This window comes from Phenylobacterium sp., assembly GCF_016124325.1.
GTDB lineage: Bacteria > Pseudomonadota > Alphaproteobacteria > Caulobacterales > Caulobacteraceae > Phenylobacterium.
Genome location: NZ_WGNY01000021.1, coordinates 65,467 through 82,954, shown reverse-complemented (window position 1 = coordinate 82,954; position 17,488 = coordinate 65,467). Strand labels below are relative to the sequence as shown.

At 72.0% G+C, this 17,488-nt stretch carries 17 protein-coding genes; 6 read left to right on the top strand and 11 right to left on the bottom strand.

The genetic code is table 11. The annotated features are described in order from the left end of the window. The first annotated feature begins 19 nt into the window (after nt 1–19). The 3 genes from GC203_RS13410 to GC203_RS13400 are packed head-to-tail and all read left to right on the top strand — an operon-like array spanning nt 20 to nt 2,918. Entirely contained in the window at nt 20–1,153 is a 1,134-nt protein-coding gene (locus GC203_RS13410) for a Re/Si-specific NAD(P)(+) transhydrogenase subunit alpha (protein ID WP_293455239.1), read from the top strand. A gap of 13 nt (nt 1,154–1,166) precedes the next feature. Further along, nucleotides 1,167–1,481, top strand: coding sequence for a proton-translocating transhydrogenase family protein (locus tag GC203_RS13405; RefSeq protein ID WP_293455229.1), 315 nt, complete (start codon nt 1,167–1,169; stop codon nt 1,479–1,481). 21 nt (nt 1,482–1,502) lie between these two features. Further along, the gene (locus GC203_RS13400; RefSeq protein ID WP_293455226.1) at nt 1,503–2,918 is read left to right on the top strand and encodes an NAD(P)(+) transhydrogenase (Re/Si-specific) subunit beta; all 1,416 of its coding nucleotides are present in this window, start codon (nt 1,503–1,505) and stop codon (nt 2,916–2,918) included. A gap of 10 nt (nt 2,919–2,928) precedes the next feature. Here the strand turns inward: GC203_RS13400 and GC203_RS13395 are convergent, their stop codons facing one another. Both GC203_RS13395 and GC203_RS13390 read right to left on the bottom strand, forming a co-directional pair. Beyond that, nucleotides 2,929–4,500, bottom strand: coding sequence for a hypothetical protein (locus GC203_RS13395; protein WP_293455223.1), 1,572 nt, complete (start codon nt 4,498–4,500; stop codon nt 2,929–2,931). A 26-nt stretch (nt 4,501–4,526) separates the two neighbouring features. After that, nucleotides 4,527–4,865, bottom strand: a complete 339-nt coding sequence (locus tag GC203_RS13390; protein ID WP_293455220.1) for a helix-turn-helix transcriptional regulator — start codon at nt 4,863–4,865, stop codon at nt 4,527–4,529. Nucleotides 4,866–5,003: 138 nt separating this feature from the next. Between GC203_RS13390 and GC203_RS13385 the strand changes: the two genes are divergently transcribed. The 3 genes from GC203_RS13385 to GC203_RS13375 all read left to right on the top strand — a co-directional run bounded on the left by GC203_RS13385 (nt 5,004) and on the right by GC203_RS13375 (nt 9,929). Further along, a complete protein-coding gene (locus tag GC203_RS13385; RefSeq protein ID WP_293455218.1) occupies nt 5,004–8,000 on the top strand; it encodes an autotransporter outer membrane beta-barrel domain-containing protein in 2,997 nt (998 codons plus the stop codon). A 148-nt stretch (nt 8,001–8,148) separates the two neighbouring features. Next, nucleotides 8,149–9,033 carry a M23 family metallopeptidase gene (locus tag GC203_RS13380; RefSeq protein ID WP_293455216.1) on the top strand — a complete coding sequence of 295 codons (885 nt, stop codon included), beginning with the start codon at nt 8,149–8,151 and terminating at the stop codon, nt 9,031–9,033. Beyond that, nucleotides 9,030–9,929, top strand: a complete 900-nt coding sequence (locus GC203_RS13375; protein ID WP_293455213.1) for an alpha/beta hydrolase — start codon at nt 9,030–9,032, stop codon at nt 9,927–9,929. The genes GC203_RS13380 and GC203_RS13375 overlap by 4 nt, the downstream gene beginning before the upstream one ends. Here GC203_RS13375 and tilS read toward each other — a convergent pair. The 9 genes from tilS to ruvB form a co-directional block, all read right to left on the bottom strand. Further along, on the bottom strand, nt 9,913–11,085 hold the full coding sequence (gene tilS, locus GC203_RS13370) for a tRNA lysidine(34) synthetase TilS (protein ID WP_366501805.1): 1,173 nt from the start codon (nt 11,083–11,085) through the stop codon (nt 9,913–9,915). The two genes, GC203_RS13375 and tilS, sit on opposite strands and share 17 nt — an antisense overlap. Before the next feature lie 41 nt (nt 11,086–11,126). Next, complete coding sequence (gene ybgF / locus GC203_RS13365) at nt 11,127–11,987, bottom strand: tol-pal system protein YbgF (RefSeq protein WP_293455207.1); 861 nt, start codon at nt 11,985–11,987, stop codon at nt 11,127–11,129. Nucleotides 11,988–11,999: 12 nt separating this feature from the next. After that, nucleotides 12,000–12,557: a peptidoglycan-associated lipoprotein Pal gene (gene pal, locus GC203_RS13360; RefSeq protein ID WP_293455204.1), complete on the bottom strand. Its 558-nt coding sequence runs from the start codon at nt 12,555–12,557 to the stop codon at nt 12,000–12,002. A gap of 69 nt (nt 12,558–12,626) precedes the next feature. Next, nucleotides 12,627–13,946, bottom strand: a complete 1,320-nt coding sequence (gene tolB / locus GC203_RS13355; protein WP_293455202.1) for a Tol-Pal system beta propeller repeat protein TolB — start codon at nt 13,944–13,946, stop codon at nt 12,627–12,629. After that, nucleotides 13,943–14,719 (bottom strand): energy transducer TonB, encoded by a 777-nt coding sequence (locus GC203_RS13350; RefSeq protein ID WP_293455200.1) that lies wholly within the window; start codon nt 14,717–14,719, stop codon nt 13,943–13,945. Before GC203_RS13350 ends, tolB begins: the two co-directional genes overlap by 4 nt. Then, nucleotides 14,716–15,201: an ExbD/TolR family protein gene (locus GC203_RS13345; protein ID WP_293455197.1), complete on the bottom strand. Its 486-nt coding sequence runs from the start codon at nt 15,199–15,201 to the stop codon at nt 14,716–14,718. Before GC203_RS13345 ends, GC203_RS13350 begins: the two co-directional genes overlap by 4 nt. Before the next feature lie 3 nt (nt 15,202–15,204). After that, on the bottom strand, nt 15,205–15,912 hold the full coding sequence (tolQ, locus tag GC203_RS13340) for a protein TolQ (protein WP_293455195.1): 708 nt from the start codon (nt 15,910–15,912) through the stop codon (nt 15,205–15,207). Between the two features lie 50 nt (nt 15,913–15,962). Continuing rightward, the gene (gene ybgC, locus GC203_RS13335) at nt 15,963–16,415 is read right to left on the bottom strand and encodes a tol-pal system-associated acyl-CoA thioesterase (RefSeq protein WP_293455193.1); all 453 of its coding nucleotides are present in this window, start codon (nt 16,413–16,415) and stop codon (nt 15,963–15,965) included. Continuing rightward, nucleotides 16,412–17,440: a Holliday junction branch migration DNA helicase RuvB gene (ruvB, locus tag GC203_RS13330; protein WP_293455191.1), complete on the bottom strand. Its 1,029-nt coding sequence runs from the start codon at nt 17,438–17,440 to the stop codon at nt 16,412–16,414. The genes ybgC and ruvB overlap by 4 nt, the downstream gene beginning before the upstream one ends. Between the last annotated feature and the right edge of the window lie 48 nt (nt 17,441–17,488).

Here is a 17,488-nt window from a genome sequence, read left to right as displayed (position 1 = left end):
TTGGGGGACTTCGCCGACCATGCCTGTGATCGCCGTCACCAAGGAACGCCGGGCCGGCGAGACGCGCGTGGCCATCACGCCCGAGACGGTGAAGAAGATGTCCGCGGGCGGATTCTCCTTCGTCGTGGAGGCCGGCGCCGGGCTTTCGGCCTCGTTCATGGACGCCGACTACGAGGCGGCCGGAGCGACGATGGTGAAGACGGCCAAGGACGCCATCTCCAAGGCCGACATCCTCTTCAAGGTGCGCGGCCCGGACGCCGACGAGATCGCCGCGCTGAAGGCCGGCGCCTATGTGGCCGCCCTGCTGAACCCCTACGGCGACAAGGCCACCGTCGAGGCCCTGGCCAAGAAGGGCGCGACCGCCTTCGCCATGGAATTCGTGCCGCGGATCACCCGGGCCCAGGTGATGGACGCCCTGTCGTCCCAGGCCAACCTCGCCGGCTACCGCTCGGTGATCGAGGCGGCCGAGGCCTACGGCCGCGCGATGCCGATGATGATGACGCCGGCCGGCACCATCGCCCCGGCCAAGGTGTTCGTGATGGGCGTGGGGGTCGCGGGCCTGCAGGCCATCGCCACCGCCAAGCGCCTGGGCGCGGTGGTCACCGCCACCGACGTGCGGCCCGCCACCAAGGAGCAGGTCGAGAGCCTGGGCGGCAAGTTCGTGGCCGTCGAGGACGAGGAGTTCAAGCAGGCCGAGACCGCCGGCGGTTACGCCAAGGAGATGAGCGACGCCTACAAAGCCAAGCAGGCCGAGCTGATCTCCAGCCACATCGCCAAGCAGGACATCGTCATCACCACGGCCCTGATCCCGGGCCGGCCGGCGCCCCGCCTGATCACCGCCGCCCAAGTGGCCTCGATGAAGCCCGGCTCCGTCATCGTCGATCTGGCCGTCGAGCAGGGCGGCAACACCGAGGGCGCCAAGGCTGGCGAGACGGTGGAGACCAAGAACGGCGTGAAGATCCTGGGCATCCCCAACCTGCCCGGCCGGATCGCGGCGGACTCGTCGTCGCTCTACGCCCGCAACCTCGCGGCCTTCGCCGAGCTCTTCAAGGACAAGGAGGGCGCCTTCGCCCCCGACCTGGAGGAGGAGATCCTCAAGGCGGCCTGCGTCACCCACGGCGGGGCGGTCGTGCACCCCGCGCTCAAAGCTTAACCGGAGCACCCTCATGGACGTCGATCCGACGGTCTTCCGCCTGGCGATTTTCGTGCTGGCGATCTTCGTGGGCTACTACGTGGTCTGGAGCGTGACGCCGGCGCTGCACACGCCGCTGATGGCCGTCACCAACGCCATCTCCTCGGTGATCATCGTGGGCGCCCTGCTGGCGGCCGCGGCGCAGGGGAGCGGCGGCGAGCTCACCCAGTCGATCCTGATCTCCAAGGGCTCGGGCGCGGTCGCCGCGGCCTTCGCCTCGGTGAATATCTTCGGCGGCTTCCTCGTCGTGAGACGGATGCTGGCCATGTACAAAAAGAAGTCGAAATAGGTCGGGCCAGCGGGGGCATCCATGAACGCCAATATCGCGGCCATCCTCTATCTCGTCTCCGGGGTGCTGTTCATCCTGGCGCTGCGGGGCCTGAGTTCGCCCACCACCAGCCAGGCGGGCAACCGCAACGGCATGATCGGCATGGCCATCGCCGTCGCCACGGCGCTGGCGACGCTCTGGGGGCAGGGCAAGCTCGACCCGCTCACCATCGGCCTGATCCTGGGCGGCATCGCCATCGGCGGCGCCATCGGGGCCGTCATCGCCCAGCGCGTGGCCATGACCCAGATGCCGCAGCTGGTGGCGGCGTTCCACAGCCTGGTCGGCATGGCCGCCTGCCTCGTGGCCGTGGCGGCGATCCACACGCCCGACGCCTATGGCATCGGCGAGACCGGGGCGATCCACCTGAACTCGCTGGTCGAGCTGTCGCTGGGCCTGGCCATCGGGGCCATCACCTTCACCGGCTCGGTGATCGCCTTCGCCAAGCTGAACGGCAACATGAGCGGCGCGCCGATCCTGCTGCCCGCGCGCCACCTGCTGAACATCGTCATCGCGGTGGCCATCGTGGCCCTGATCGTGGTGCTGGTGACCAGCGGCGGCTCCGCGCTTTGGGCCTTCTGGGGCATCTTCGCGCTCAGCCTGCTGATCGGCGTGACGCTGATCATCCCGATCGGCGGGGCCGACATGCCGGTCGTGGTCTCGATGCTGAACAGCTACTCGGGCTGGGCGGCCGCGGCCCTGGGCTTCACGCTGGAGAACGTGACCCTGATCATCACCGGGGCCCTGGTGGGCAGCTCGGGCGCCATCCTCAGCTACATCATGTGCAAGGGGATGAACCGCAGCTTCATCTCGGTGATCCTGGGCGGCTTCGGCGGCGACGACGCCGCCGCCGCGTCCGGCGGCAAGGTCGAGACGCGGCCGGTGAAGCAGGGCTCGGCCGACGACGCGGCCTTCATCATGAAGAACGCGTCCAAGGTGATCATCGTCCCCGGCTACGGCATGGCGGTGGCCCAGGCCCAGCACGCGCTGCGCGAAATGGCCGACAAGCTCAAGGAAGAGGGCGTGGAGGTGAAGTACGCCATCCACCCCGTCGCCGGCCGGATGCCCGGGCACATGAACGTGCTGCTGGCCGAGGCGAACGTGCCCTACGACGAGGTGTTCGAGCTGGAGGACATCAACTCCGAGTTCGCCACCGCCGACGTGGCGTTCGTCATCGGCGCCAACGACGTGACCAACCCGGCCGCCAAGACCGACCCCCAGTCGCCCATCTTCGGCATGCCGATCCTGGACGTGGACAAGGCCCGCACCGTGCTGTTCGTAAAGCGCGGCATGGCGGCGGGCTACGCCGGGGTCGAGAACGAGCTCTTCTTCCGCGACAACACCATGATGCTGTTCGCCGACGCCAAGAAGATGGTCGAAGGGATCGTGAAGGGGCTCTAGCCCCGGCCGCTCAACCCAGGAAGTCGGCCGCCGCCGTCAGCGTGTGGCCGACCGACGCCATCACCGGATCGGTCGCCTGGGCGTCGGCGCCCGCGGACGGGGGCCATCCGCGGTGGTCGACGATCATAAAGCTGTCTGAAACGCCGTCGCCGTTGAGATCGACGTCGAGGCGCGTGGACGTCGCGGTATCGGTGACGGTCAAGGGCCCCACTGAGTGCGTGGCCTCGCTCGCGTCCCCCGCCTGGGGCGTCGTTGCGCGGCTTCGGACCAGCACATAGCCGTCGGGTGTCCCGTCGCCGTTGAGATCGACTTCCACTCGGACGAAGTCGTTCGTCGGGATCAAGGTGAACGGTCCGACGGTGCGCGACCCGTCGTCGCCTCCGTTCTGCGTCCCGTCGTCGGGAGCGACCGTCGCCGTCGTCAGCAGGCTGTTGTGGTCGGGCGTCGCGCCAGTGTTCTGTCCGGCGTCGCCGCCGTCCGTGGCCGTCCCATCTGTCCTGGGCGGGGGCGGGCCCGGCGGCGGGTCGCCGTTCTGTCCGAAGCGGATCCATTCACCGCGCCAGGTGACGAGCCGGTCGCCCTCGGCGCCGTTGAAGTCGAGCACCACGCCCAGCAGCGTGTCGGGATGGCCAGGGTGGACGGGCGCCTGGACGACGAAGGTGTCGGCGCCGCTTCCCCCGATGGCCACCGCGTCCGGAGCCAGTTCGATGCGGTCGTTCCCGGCGCCCCCGTCGAGGGTGTCGTGGCCGCCGCCGCCGATCAGGGTGTCGTTGCCCGCGCCGCCTTCGATGCGCTCGTCGGCGGCCGTGCCGACCAGCAGGTCGTCGCCGTCCGTGCCCTTGATGACAGTGACCGGCGCCGCGTCCTCGGCGGCGGCGGGCGCCACCGTCGCGTCCACGGCGGCGTGCGCCACGGGCGCCGTCTGCGGCGGGGGCGATGGCAGTTCTTCCTCGACGGCCGGCGCCGCGGCGGGTTGCGGATCGGACGCCGGCTCGAGCGTGGCGGCGACCGGCGCGGCGTCGTCGTGCGGATCGGGCAGGGCGCTGGCCTGCGCGGCGGTCTCGCGGTGCTGGACGGTCGAGTCCTCGGGCCCGGGCGGGAGAGGGACCGGGTCTTCGCTGGGCGGGAGCGGCGGCGCGACGGCGGCGTCCGCCGGGCCCGCGTCGCCAAGGGTCTCGTAGAAGAAGGCGCTGGCCGCCACGAGGGCGAGGAACGTCTGTCCCTGGCGCGCGGTCAGGCCGAAGGGCAGGATCGTCGCCGACGTCTGCGGTGGCATCGCGCCCGCCGCGTCGAGTTGCTCGCGCAGCGCGGCGTGCAGGTCGGCGTCCTCGCTGATGGTGTCGTCGACGGCCGAGTGCACCACGAATACGCCGCCGATGCGGGCCACATGGATCAGGACGTCACCGTCCCCGTTGGTGACGACGCACCACGGATCGCCGGCGTCGGTGGCGCCGAACACCACGTCGACCTTGACGCCGCTGGCCTGCAGCTGGTCGGCGAGCGCCTCCAGCCGCGCCCGCTCGGCGGCGGTCCAATCGCCGCTGTCGCGCACGCGCGCCACGAAGGGAACGATCTGGCCCATCGTTTAGGAAAGCACCTCCAGCCGGATCAGGCCGTCGCCCGGCCCTGCGGCATTTCTGCGACCGCTTCGCTTCCGAACAGCAACCTGAACAGTTCGGGTTCGTAATAGCGCAGCAGCGTCCGGGCGAACTCGCAGGGATCGAGGCCCAGCGCCTCGGCCCAGACGCCCTGGGTCTCGATGGGCAGGCGGCCCAGCCCGCTCTCCACCTGGCTGACGAACGTGTAGTACCGCAGCCCCACCTTCTCGGCGAGCTCGGCCTGGGTGAGGCCCGCCGTTTCCCGAGCCGTCTTCAGCCAGCGTCCCGCCTGCTGGCGCAGCGCCTTGATCTGGGCGGCTTTGGCGGGATCGGTCGCGGGTCTCGGCATCTCGGTGTCCCCCCAGGGTCATCGCACGACACCCTTGCGGGAAGCGCGGCTCATCGACTACAGTAAAAACGAAACAAGTAATTATGCGACGCGTAGCCGCGCGTTACGGCTACCATGTCGACCGATCTCAGGAAAGCCATGAAGCGCCTTCTCGTCTCCGCGGCCGTGCTGCCGCTCCTCCAGGCCGCCGCCGCACACGCCGAGACCAAGATCTCCACCGCCACGACGACCCCGGTCGCCACCTCGACCCTAGCCAGCGGCCAGCCTGACAACCTCACCATCGACTCGGCCGGCGCCATCTCGCCCACGATCGCCGGCGCGGCCGTGACGGTCGATTCCTCCAACACCGTCACCAACAACGGCACGATCAGCTTCAACAACGTCAGCAGCGCGACGGGCATACTGATCAACGGCGGCGTGGCCACGACGGTCACGAACGCCGGCGGCATCGGCCTCGCCGAGGACTACACCGCCACCGACACGGACGGCGATGGCGACATCGACGGGCCGTTCGCCCAGGGCAGCGGCCGCTACGGCATCCGCGCGACCGGGAGCGCGCCGGTGACGGGCTCCATCGTGAACGCGGGCGCGATCACCATAGAGGGCAACGATTCGGCCGCGATCTCGCTGGAAACGCAGATCGTCGGCTCGGTGACGAGTTCGGCGTCGATCAATGTGACTGGGGACCGCACCGTCGGCCTCCGCGCCGATTCCGTGACGGGCGACGTCGAGGTGACGGGGGGAATCTCCGTCGTCGGCGACGCCGCCGTCGGCGTGGAGGTCGGCGACGTGGGCGGCGCGCTGGAGCTGCAGAGCACGATCGCCGCGTCGGGCTATCGCTCGCTGAGCCGGCTGTCCGACACGGCGCGGGCCGCCCTCGACGCCGACGACCTGCTGCAGGGCGGGGCGGCGGTGCGCATCACCGGCAACGTCGGCGGCGGCGTGCTGCTGGACGTCCCGCCCGCCGACAAGGACAGCGCCAACGACGACGAGGACGGCGACGGGATCACCGACAGCGCCGAGGGCACGGCGGCCATCGTCTCGTACGGCGCCGCGCCCGCGATCGACATCGGGAGCGTGGACCGCGCCACCACCATCGGCGCGGTGGGGACCGGCGCCCTGGCCTACGGGATCGTCAACCGTGGCTCGATCGGCGGCTACGGCGTCAACGACGGAGTGTCGGCCATCGGCCTGCGGATCGGCCAGGACGGCGGCGGCACGGTCAAGGTGGCCGGCGGGATCAACAACCAGGGCGGCTCCATCTCGGCGCGGTCGTACGGATCGACCGCCACGGGCGTCCTGCTGAACGCCGGCGCCGACGTTCCCGCGCTGGTGAACTCGGGCACCGTGGGGGCCCAGCAGATCGGCGGCCTGAGCGACGCGCGCGCCATCCTCGACCTCTCCGGGACGCTCGCCTTCGTGCAGAACTCCGGGACCATCGCCGCGGCGGTGACCCCGGACGACGGCGTCACCCAGACCGGGCGGGCCATCGCCATCGACCTGTCGGCCAACACCTCCGGCGCCATCGTCCGCCAGACCGTGGTGAACAGCGACGACGCCCCCTTGATCACCGGCGACGTGATGTTCGGCTCGGGCGACGACCGGCTGGAGCTGCTGGCCGGGCGGCTGACCGGCGCCATGCGCTTCGGCGCCGGCGCCGACACGCTGGTGATCGAGGGCGGCGCGGTGGCCATCGGCGAGATCTCGGACAGCGACAACCGGCTCGACATCGACATCCGCAACGGCGAGCTGTCGGTGACCAACGGCAGCCCGCTGACCATCAGTTCGCTGAACGTGGGCGAGAAGGGCGTCCTTGCGGTCACCATCGATCCGGCCGCCACCAGCACGCGGTTCAACGTCGCTGGCGCCGCGACCCTGGCCTCGGGCGCCCAGGTGAACGTCACCTTGGCCTCCCTGTCGCGCGGGGCCCAGTCGTATCAGATCATCCAGGCCGGCAGCCTGAGCGTGGGCGCGGCCGACGCGACCCTGGCCGGGGCGCCCTACCTCTACACCGCGAGCCTGCGGTCCGACACTGGGGCGGGCGCGCTCTATGTCGACCTGACCGCCAAGACCGCCGCCCAGCTCGGCCTCAACCGCTCGGAGTCCCAGGCCTATTCGGCGGTGTTCGACTCGCTGGACAAGAACCCCGACATCGAGGCGGCGTTCCTGGCCCAGAGCGACAAGACGGGCTTCCAGTCGCTGTACGACCAGATGCTGCCCGACCACTCGGGCGGCGTGCTGATGTCGGCGGCGGCCGTCTCTCAGGCGGTGTCGAAGGCCGCCGCCACGCCGCTGCGGATCGACGCCAGCTCGGGCACGGGCACCTGGGCGCAGGAGATCGTCTTCAGCCTGCAGCAGGACCGGCAGGACGCCCTGGGCTTCAAGAGCCAGGGCTTCGGCTTCGCCGCCGGCGCCGACCTCCAGGGCGAGGACATGGCGCTGGGCGCCAACGTCAGTTTCGTCAGCGCCGACGTGAAGGACCGCGGCGCGGCGGCCGGCGAGCAGGTGACCATGAACCTGCTGGGCGCGGGCCTCTACTGGCGCCTGGACGGCGGGCCGCTGCAGGCGACGGCGCGCGGCGGCGTGGGCTATGCGTTCATGAAGGGCGACCGGCGGCTGATCGCCACCGACCTCGACATCCGGGCCAAGGCCGACTGGGGCGCCTGGATGGTCGACGGCTACGCCGGGGTCTCCTACGAGGCGCGGCTGGGATCGCTCTACGCCCGGCCCGAGCTATCGCTGAGCTATGTGCGCCTGGCCGAGGACGGCTATCACGAGAGCGGCGGCGGCTCCGGCTTCGACCTCACCGTGGACAAGCGCACGGGCGACCTCCTGACCGGCGAGGCCCTGCTGGCGGTGGGCTGGCGCTTCGGGGACGAGGTCTATTTCGCGCCCGAGATCAAGGCCGGCTATCGCGCCCGCATCGCGGGCGGACCGGGCGGCACCACGGCCCACTTCGACGGCGGCAGCGACTTCACCCTCGACGCCGAGGACGTGGCCAAGGGCGGGGCCGTGCTGCGCGCGGGCGTCCGCGGCGGCGCGGCGAAGGTGCTCTACGCGCTGGACGGCGGCGCCACCGTCGACAGCGGCTACAGGGAATACGACGTCCGGGCGGTGGTGCGCTTCCAGTTCTGAGCGCCGGCCCGGCGATTCCCCTGGCGCGGGCGCGGGTTTGCCCGCGGCCCGGATTTTGCCTAGAAGGCCCGCCAGTCTGCCGGCCGTCCAGGTCGGGGACGGATGCCGACGCCGGGCCAACCGGCGCGGCGGTGATGGTGGATGCTGCATGGCCGACCTGAAGCCGTTCCTGATCGCGCGCGCCGGGCGCTTGCTGCCGCGCGCGATGATCGTGGGCGCAGCCGGCCTTAGCGCCTTCGCCGTGGCCCACGCCTCCCTGCCCGACGGAAACCACCCGCTTCGCGAGCCCGCGCCCGCGGCCCGGGCGGTCGCACCGCCCGTGGCCAAGGATGGCGAGGTGCTGGTCTATTTCCTGGAGCCGGTGCCGGGCCACGCGGTGGTCTCGCCGTTCGGCCTGCGCAAGCTGCCCTGGGAGGGCGGCGGGCGGCTGCATGAGGGCGTCGACATCTCGGCCGACGCCGGGGTGCCGGTGCGCGCGGCGGCCAACGGCGTGGTCGTCGACGCCGGGACCCGGGGCGGCTACGGCCGCTTCGTCGAGGTGCGGCACGCCGAGGGCCTGACCACCCTCTACGCCCATCTGGGCGGGATCGAGCGCGACGTGAAGCCGGGCATGGTGGTCCAGGCCGGCGACCGCCTGGGCCGGGTCGGCTCGACCGGTTCGTCCACGGGTCCGCACCTGCACTTCGAGATCCGCGACGGCGTCGACCGGCCGCTGAACCCGGCGCTGTTCCTGGGCAAGGCTTTCGCCGAGGCCGGCGACCTGCCGCTGGACAAGGCGCGACGCTATTCCGGGCGCGTGCGTATCGCCCAGGTGTCGTACATCCCCGAGAGCAAACGGGCGCTGATGGCGGCGCGGGACGCCCAGACCATCGTGGTGCGCCGCAGGACCTCCGACGCCCAGGATCTCGCCGCCGCCGAGCGCAACCTGGAAGGCCAGGTCCGCGAGGCGGCCCGCAACGAGCAGATCGACGGCCTGCAGAGCCTGGCCATCGGCCCCGACGGGCGTCCGCGGGCGAAGCTCTCCTTCCAGTGAGCCGATCGCCCGTCTTCCGGGGCGAGCGCGTCGATATCGGCGGCCGACGGCTGCGCGTGGTGCGCGCCGGCCCGGCCGCGGCGCAGGGTCCCCTCGTCGTGTGCGAGCACGGCGCCTTCGGCTGCGCGGCCGACTGGGCCGTGGTCCAGGAGAAGCTGGCCGCCAAGGGCCTGCGGAGCCTGGCCTACGACCGCGCGGGCCTTGGCCACTCCGACCCAGGCCCCGAGCCGCGTGACGGCCGCGCCATCAACGACGACCTGGAAGCCCTGCTGCGGGCGCTCGGCGAACCGGGGCCGATCGTGCTGTGCGGCCACTCGATGGGCGGGCTGATGGTGCGCCTGTTCGCCCTGGAGCGGACGGTTCCGGTCGCGGGCCTGGTGCTGGTGGACGCCATCACCCCGGACGTCCTGAAACTGCCCGGCGGCCCGCCCGTGGTCCGCGGGTTCGGCCGCCTGCTGCAGGCGGTGAGCCACGGCGCGCGCTTCGGGCTGATGGTCCCGGTGTCGTTCGTGTCGGGCAACCTCATCGGCCTGCCCGGCGAGGCGGGGGCGGAGAAGCGGCGCATCCACGCCTCGGCCCCCCACGCCCACGGGGCGGCGGCCGAGGTGATGGCCTGGCCGGCCACCTCGGCGCTGGCGGGCGCTGCGGAGCTGCCGGCCGACCTGCCCGTCGCGGTGGTGACGGCCGGCGCGGCCCAGGCGCGCGGCGCGATCCGCGAGGTTCAGCAAGCCCCGGCGCGGCATTCGCAGCACGGCTACGTCGAGCACGTGGCGGGCTCGAACCATGCGAACCTGCTGGGGCCCCGCTACGCCGACGCCATCGTCCGCGGCGTTACGCACGTGCTGGCCCAGCCCGGCTGCGAGACCGGGCCCGCCGCGGTCACGCCGGCTCGCTGACCACCAGGCCGGCGGCGGCGCGCAGGCGTTCGCCCACCAGGCTCGCAGCCTCGCCCGTGAGCGCCGGGCACGACACCGACCCGTCCTCGCCGATCCAGGCCGGAAGCGCGCCCCGTGCGGCCGGGGGAAGGCGGGCGAGCGCCGCGCGCTGATCGGCCGGAAGGCGGCCGATCAGGCCCGCGAGCCGGCGGGTTTCGTGGCCCTTGGCCTCCACGTCGAAGCGGCCGTCCCAGACGATGGCCTCGCCGTCGGCCGCCACTGGCGCGAGGCCGCCGCGCCGGGCCTCGCCGGGCTCGCGGAAGATGCGGACCTGCTCCGCGTCGGCCTCGATCCTCGCGCCGGCCAGGGTCGTGACGACCGGCCCGGCGTCCCGCAGCATCTCGGCCGCCCGCTGGGCGCGTCCCCTGGCCGGAGGTCGCGCGCCGCCGCCGGCGCAGACCGCCGCGACCGCCACGAAGCGCCGGGCCTCGGCGGGATCGGCGTCGACCAAGGCGGCGCGGGCGAGGCGGATGACGCCCGCCGCCTCCGTGGCCTGGGCGGCGAGGACGAGCGGCGGTTCGGCCCGGGGCCTCGCCGGGGTGGGTGCGGCCCGGCGGGCGCGGGCGCGGGCGTAGCGGAGGTCGTCGTTGGCGGGATCGTCGATCCAGGTCTCGCCTCGGGTGGTGAGCCAGTCACGCAGGCCTGCGCGGCGCACGCCCATCAGCGGCCGCAGCAGGAAGACGCCGCGGCCCGCCGGCCAGGCCGGCGACGGCGCCCACTCGCGAGGATCGGGCGTGACGCCGCCCGCCGCCCGCATGGCCTGGGCCTCGGCGGCGTCGTCGGCGGTATGGCCCATCAGGATGACGCGGGCGCCCATGGCGCGCCCCGCCTCGGCAAGCAACCGGTGGCGCGCGGCGCGGGCGGCCGCCGGCACGCCGCTCGCGGGCTTTTCGCCGGCCCAGGCCAGGGCGCGGAACGGGCGGCCGAGGCGCGCGGCGGTCGCAGCGCAGGCGTCGAGCCATGCCCGGCTCTGGGGCTGGAGGCCATGATCCATCGACAGGACGATCAGCGGACGGCCGGCGGCGCGAGCCCATGCGTCGGCGATGAGGGTCAACGCCAGGGAATCCCCGCCGCCCGAGAGGGCCACGGCGAGCGGCCGGGGGCTGTCGCGCAGCAGGCGTGCGTCGAGGACGGCCGCGACGGTGGATTCGAGCGGTGTCAGGCCGCGCAATTGGCCTGAGCGCGCGCGGCGGCGGCGCGGCTCATGACGTTGGCCGGGGCCTTCGGATAGCGCTTGGCGAACTCCGCCAGGGTCTGGCAGGCGTCGTCGGGCTTCTTGAGCGCCACCAGGGCGCGGGCCAGCTCGACCACGGCGTCGGGCGCCCAGGGCGTCTTGGGCCAGCCGCGGATGGCGCCGATGTAGGCCTTGGCGGCGTCGGCGTTGGCCCCGCGGACGCTGAGCGTCTTGCCCCACCAGTAGCTGGCTTCGGGCGCCTTGGGATCGTCGGGCCAGGCCTGGACGAAGGCGGCGAAGGCGGCCTGGGCGGAATCGTAGTCGCCGGCCAGCATCAGCTGGCGGGCCTGGGCGAAGTCCTGGGCGGGGTCGCCCGCGGGCGCGGCGCCGGCGGTGGGGCCGGGCGTGGGGGCGCCTGCGTCCGGGCCGGGGGCCGGTTCGCCCGAGGCGAGCCGTTGCTCCAGCGCGCTCAGCCGCTGGCTCAGGGCGTCGAGGTCGCCGCGCAGCCGTTCGTTGTCGCGCTTCTCGACCTGGAGCTCGTGAGTCGTGACCTCCAGCGAGCCGTTCAGCCGCTGGAGCGACTGTTCGAGGTCGGTGATGCGGGCCGCCAGCTCGTCCATGCGGGCGTCGGTGTCCGCCGGCTGCACCACCACGGGTTTGCCGGTGTCGCGGAGCTGGAAGACGATGGCGCGCAACTCGCGCACCACCTTCTCCATACGTTCGACCCGCTTGGCGTCGCGCTTGTCGAGCGGATCCTCCGGCATCGGAGTCTGCGACAAGGCCGGGCCGGCCGTCGCAAGGACGGCCAGCGCCAGCACGGTCAGGACGGTTCGGCCCTTACGCATACGCGGTCAGTCTCAGCGCGCGCCCGAGACGATCGCGGTGTGCGCGTTGCGGTTCTTCTGCCAGGCGTCCTCGCCGGAACCGTCGTCGATCGGCTTCTCCTTGCCGAACGAGATGGTGGCGATCCGGTCGGCCGACACGCCGTGGCTGACGAGGTAGTCGCGCACCGAGTTGGCGCGGCGGGCGCCGAGCGCCAGGTTGTATTCGCGGGTGCCGCGTTCGTCGCAGTTGCCCTCGATGCGCACCTGCACGCCCGGATAGCGGCGCAGCCACGCCGACTGGGCGTCGAGCAGCGGCATGGCGTCGTCGCGGACCGTGTACTGGTCGGTGTCGAAGTAGACGCGGTCGCCCACGTTCACGACGAAGTCCTGCGTCGAGCCCGGCAGCGGGCCGGTCGGCTGCTGGGTCACCGCGGGCGGCGGGGGCTGCGGCGTGGGCGGCGGGGCGGCCGGCGGCGGGGCCGGCTGCTGGGTCACCGGCATCGGCTTCTTGGCGCAGGCGGCCATGGACGCGGCGGCGACGCCCACGAGGGCCAGCTTGAGCAGTGTGCGGCTGTTCTTGCGACGGACCATCGTCGTCTCCTCAGGGTGTGTGTGGAACTCGGGGCTTAAGGGTCTATCGGTCAGCGGTGTGGCGCAAGTCTAGTTGAGCAATGGTGACCACGCCGGGTCGGATCCGGCGCCGGGATAGGGGGCCGGCTGAAGGATTCGACCTGTAACATCAACACTCCATAACCTCGGCGGGCCGCCCGGGGTTTCACGCGAGAACATCAGCACCCGTCCGTTGGGGGCCCAGGTGGGGCCCTCGTCGAGGTAGCTGGAGGTCAGGATTCGCTCGTCGGTGCCGTCCGGACGCATCACGCCGATGTGGAACTGGCCGCCGGTCTGCTTGGTGAAGGCGATGAACTCGCCGGTGGGCGACCATACGGGCGTGGTGTAGCGGCCGTCGCCGTACGAGACGCGGCGCGGGTTCGAGCCGTCGGCGTTCATGACATAGATCTGCGGCCCGCCCGAGCGGTCGGAGTTGAAGGCGATCTTGGTCCCGTCGGGCGAGAACGAGGGCGAGGTGTCGATGGCCGGGTCCGAGGTCAGCCGGGTCGAGCTGTGGTTGGCCAGGTTCATCACGAAGATGTCGCTGTTGCCGCCGCGCTCGACGGAGAAGGCCACGCGGCCGCCGTCGGGCGAGAAGCGCGGGGCGAACACCATGCCCTTGAAGCTGCCCAGGCTCTCGCGGCGGGCCGTCTCGAGGTTGAACAGATAGACCGTCGCCGCCTCGGGGGTCAGCGACATGTAGGTGATCTCCTGGCTGTTGGAGGAGAACCGCGGCGTCATGACGATGCTGTCGCCCGAGGTGAGGTAGCTGGGGTTCGCCCCATCCTGGTCCATGATCGCCAGGCGCTTCACCGGGCTGGCGCGCGAGCCGCTCTCGGCCACGAACACGATGCGCGTGTCGAAGTAGCCCTTCTCGCCGGTCAGGCGCTGGTAGACGGCGTCGGAGATCTTGTGGGCCACGCGGCGCCAGTTCTCGGGGCTGGAGGTGAACTGCAGGCCCAGAAGCTGCTGCTCCTGGAACGTGTCCCACAGGCGGAAATCGACGCGCAGCTTGCCGCCCTCGACGGTCACCTGGCCGTTCACCAGCGCCTGGGCGTTGATGGTCTTCCAGTCGGCGAAGCGCGGCTGGACGGCGGCCGAAAGGTCCTTCTCGATGAAGCTGGCCGGGTCGAGCGGCCGGAACAGGCCCGAGCGCTGCAGGTTGGCCGAGATCACCTGGGCGATGTCGGCGCCCACCTGGCCGCCGGCGAAGGCGGGCACCGCGATGGGCAGCGGCTGGACGTCGCCGCGGTTGACGTTCACCTCGATCTCGGCGCGGGCGGGCGGTGCGAGCGCCAGCGCGGTCAGGGCGCAGAGCGCCGTGAAGACCAGTGCGATCAGGCGTTGCGGGAAGCTGCGAGCTTGGGTCATCGGGCGCAGGCCTCTCGGGCGTTGAAGGTGACGGCGATCCTCTCGCCGTAATACTGGCTGGGCAGGCCTTTGAACGGCGCGGTCGCATAGACGGCGCGTACGGCGCGGTCGGCGGCCGCCTGGGACACTGGACTGCGCGGCCCGTTGATTTCAGACGTCACGTCGCCGACCAGTTGGCCGCCTACCCCGATCTTGAAATAGGTCTTCACCATGACGTCCTTACCGCCCTCGACGTCGCAGTTGGGATTCCAGCGGCGCTGAAGGTTCTCCGCCAGCCCCTGGAGCGCGGCGCCGGCGGCCAGGCCGGAGCCGGTCGTCTGACGCGCCGCCGTGGCGGTCTCGGCGCGCGAAGGGCCTTGCTGGGCCGCCGAGGGCCGCTGGGGCGCGTTGCGCGCAGGCGCGGTCAGGCTCTTGGCGAGCGCGTCGAGGTCGAAGCTTTTCTCGGCGGGCTTGGCCGCAGGCGCCTTGGTGGGCGCGGGCGCCTTCTCCACCGGCTTGGCGGCGGCCTTCTCGGGCGGCGCGGGCTGGGGCGGCGGGGGCGCCGGCTCCGGCGGCGCCTCGGGGACCGGCTCCTCGGTGGCGGCGGTGGCCTCCTCCTCGGCCTGGACGGCGGGGCGCGCGTCGAGGTCGGGAGCGCGCGAGACGATGTTGACCGGCACCACCGACCCCACCTTCAGGTCCCGGCTTCCCCAGGTGATCATCAAGGCGGCGGCGATCACTCCATGGAACGCGATGGAGCCCAGGGCCGCCGGGGAGACCTCGACCTGCCTCAAGACCGCTCCTTCTCCTCGCCCCCGGACGACGGGCCGCCGGTGTCGGTGATCAGGTTGATCGACGAGAAGCCCGAGGTGGAGAGCGACGCCATCACCCGGGCCACCACCTCGTAGGTCGCCGCCTTGTCGGCGCGCACGTAGATCGGCCGCGTGGTGTCCGCGGCCATGGCCTTGAGCTGGGGCGACAGGTTGGCGAAGGGCACGGCCCGGTCGCCGATGTAGATGGAGCCGTTGGCGCGGATCGAGACCGTGATCGGGTCGGGCACGTCCTGCATGGCGCCCGCCTCGGTCTTGGGCAGCTCCACGGGCACGCCGGCGGTCAGCAGCGGCGCCGAGATCATGAAGATGATCAGCAGCACCAGCATCACGTCGACCAGCGGGGTGACGTTGATCTCGCTCAGCGCGCCGCGGCGGCCGCGGCCGTAGCGGCGCCGGTTGCGGCCGCCGCCGGCGGCGAAGGCGTCGTGGGTCGACAGCGCCACGGCTCAGCCCCGGTCCGCCAGGCGCCGCTGGATGGCCGTGGAGAGATCGTCGGCGAAGCTCTCCAGGCGCGCGGCGTACTTGCCGGCCGCGGTCGAGAAGGCGTTGTAGAAGATGTAGGCGGGGATGGCCGCCACCAGCCCGATGGCCGTGGCGAACAGGGCCTCGGCGATCGACGGCGCCACGATGGCCAGCGAGGTGTTCTTCTGCACCGCGATGGCCTGGAACGAGCGCATGATCCCCCAGACGGTGCCGAACAGCCCCACGAACGGCGAGGCGGTGGCCACGATGGCCAGGGCGCCCAGGCCCGCCTCCACCCGCGCGCTCTCGCGGGCGATGGCGGCGTCGAGGGCGCGGTCGATGCGCTGGATGAGGAAGGCGATCTGGCCCTCGCTGGAGGCGGCGCCCTTGGTCCGCGCGTCGCGCCATTCCTTCAGCGCGCCCTGGAGCATGCGGGGCAGGACGTGCCTGGGGTTCTCGCCGGCGCTGGCGGCGACGTCTTCCAGGCTCTGGCCCGAGGCGACGGCGTCCTCGAACTGGTCAGCTTGGCGGTTGAGCGCGGCGAAGCGGAACAGCTTGTCGAAAATGATCGTCCACGACCACAGCGACGCCAGGCCGAGGCCGGTCATCACCAGCTTCACCATCCAGTCGGCCCGCAGGAAGATGGAGAGGAAATCGAAACTCTCGGGCGTGACGGCGTCGGCCGGGCTCATCTTCTCTCCTGGTGCGTCGTGACAGTGGTTGGCGGGCGTCGGTGGCGATCTTATGGCGCAAGCAGGGGCCCGATGGCCTCGGCGAGTCCCGGCGGCGGCCTTCGGGCGCGGCCGGCGGCGTCGATACAGGCGGCTTGAACGCGCGCCTCGGCGATCAGGTCTTCTCCGCGCACGATGCGCTGGGCGATGAAGAGGCGCGGGCCCTTCACGGTGTCATAGGTGGTGCGCACCAGCAGCGCGTCGTCCACGCGGGCGGCGCGGCGGTAGTCGATCTCCATGCGCGTGATCGTGAAGGCGGCGTTCTGGGCGGCCAACTCGGTGTGGCTGACGCCGACGAGGCGCAGGAAGTCGGACCGGCCCCGCTCGAAATAGCGCAGGTAGTTGGCGTGGTAGACCACGCCGGTGAAGTCGGTGTCCTCGTAGTAGATGCGCACGGGCAGCACGTGCTCGCGGCCTTCCAGCCAGCCGGCGGAGGGCTCGGGACTCGCAGGCGGCGCGGTCATTCGAACAGATCTCCGCCCGGCGGCTGGCCCACGCCCTTCGGCGCGGCCAGGCCCAGGTGGTCGTAGGCCTTGGCGCAGGCCATGCGGCCGCGCGGGGTGCGCTGGATGAAACCCTGCTGCAGCAGGAACGGCTCGATCACGTCTTCCACCGCATCGCGGGCCTCGGCGATGGCGTAGGCCAGGGTCTCCACCCCGGCCGGCCCGCCGGCGTAGTTCTCGATCAGGGCGCGCAGGTAGCGGCGGTCGAGGGCGTCGAGGCCCTGTTCGTCCACGTCCAGGCGGGCCAGCGCCGAGGCGGCGGCCTTGCGATCGATCCGCGAAACCTTGTCCGCGGCGGCGAAGTCGCGCACCCGGCGCAGCAGGCGGCCGGCCACTCGCGGCGTGCCCCGCGAGCGCGCGGCGATCTCCAGCGCCCCGTCGGGCGACAGCTCGGCCCCCATCTTGGCGGCGGCGCCCAGAAGCACCTTCTGCAGCTCGTCGTGAGTGTAGAACTCCAGCCGGATCGGGATGCCGAAGCGGTCGCGCAGAGGGGTCGCCAGGAGGCCCGCCCGCGTGGTCGCCGCCACCAGCGTGAAGGGGGCGAGATCGATGCGGATCGAGCGCGCCGACGGGCCCTCGCCGATGACGAGGTCCAGCACGTGGTCCTCCATCGCCGGATAGAGGATCTCCTCGACGTTGGCCGCCAGCCGGTGGATCTCGTCGATGAACAGCACGTCGTGCGGTTCGAGATTGGTGAGGATGGCGGCGAGGTCGCCGGCCTTGGCCAGCACCGGGCCGGAGGTGGCGCGGAAGTTCACGCCGAGCTCGCGGGCGACGATCTGCGCCAGCGTCGTCTTGCCCAGTCCCGGCGGGCCGAACAGCAGGACGTGGTCCAGCGCCTCGCCGCGGTCGCGGGCGGCGTCGATGAAGATCGAGAGATTGGCCTTGGCCTGCGCCTGGCCGACGAACTCGGCCAGCGTCTGGGGCCTGAGCGCCCGGTCGGCCGGCTCGAAGGCCTGCGGTTCGCCGGACACGAGGCGGGTCATGGCTTGAACCACGAAAGACACGAAAAGCACGAAAGCGCTGCATCCGAT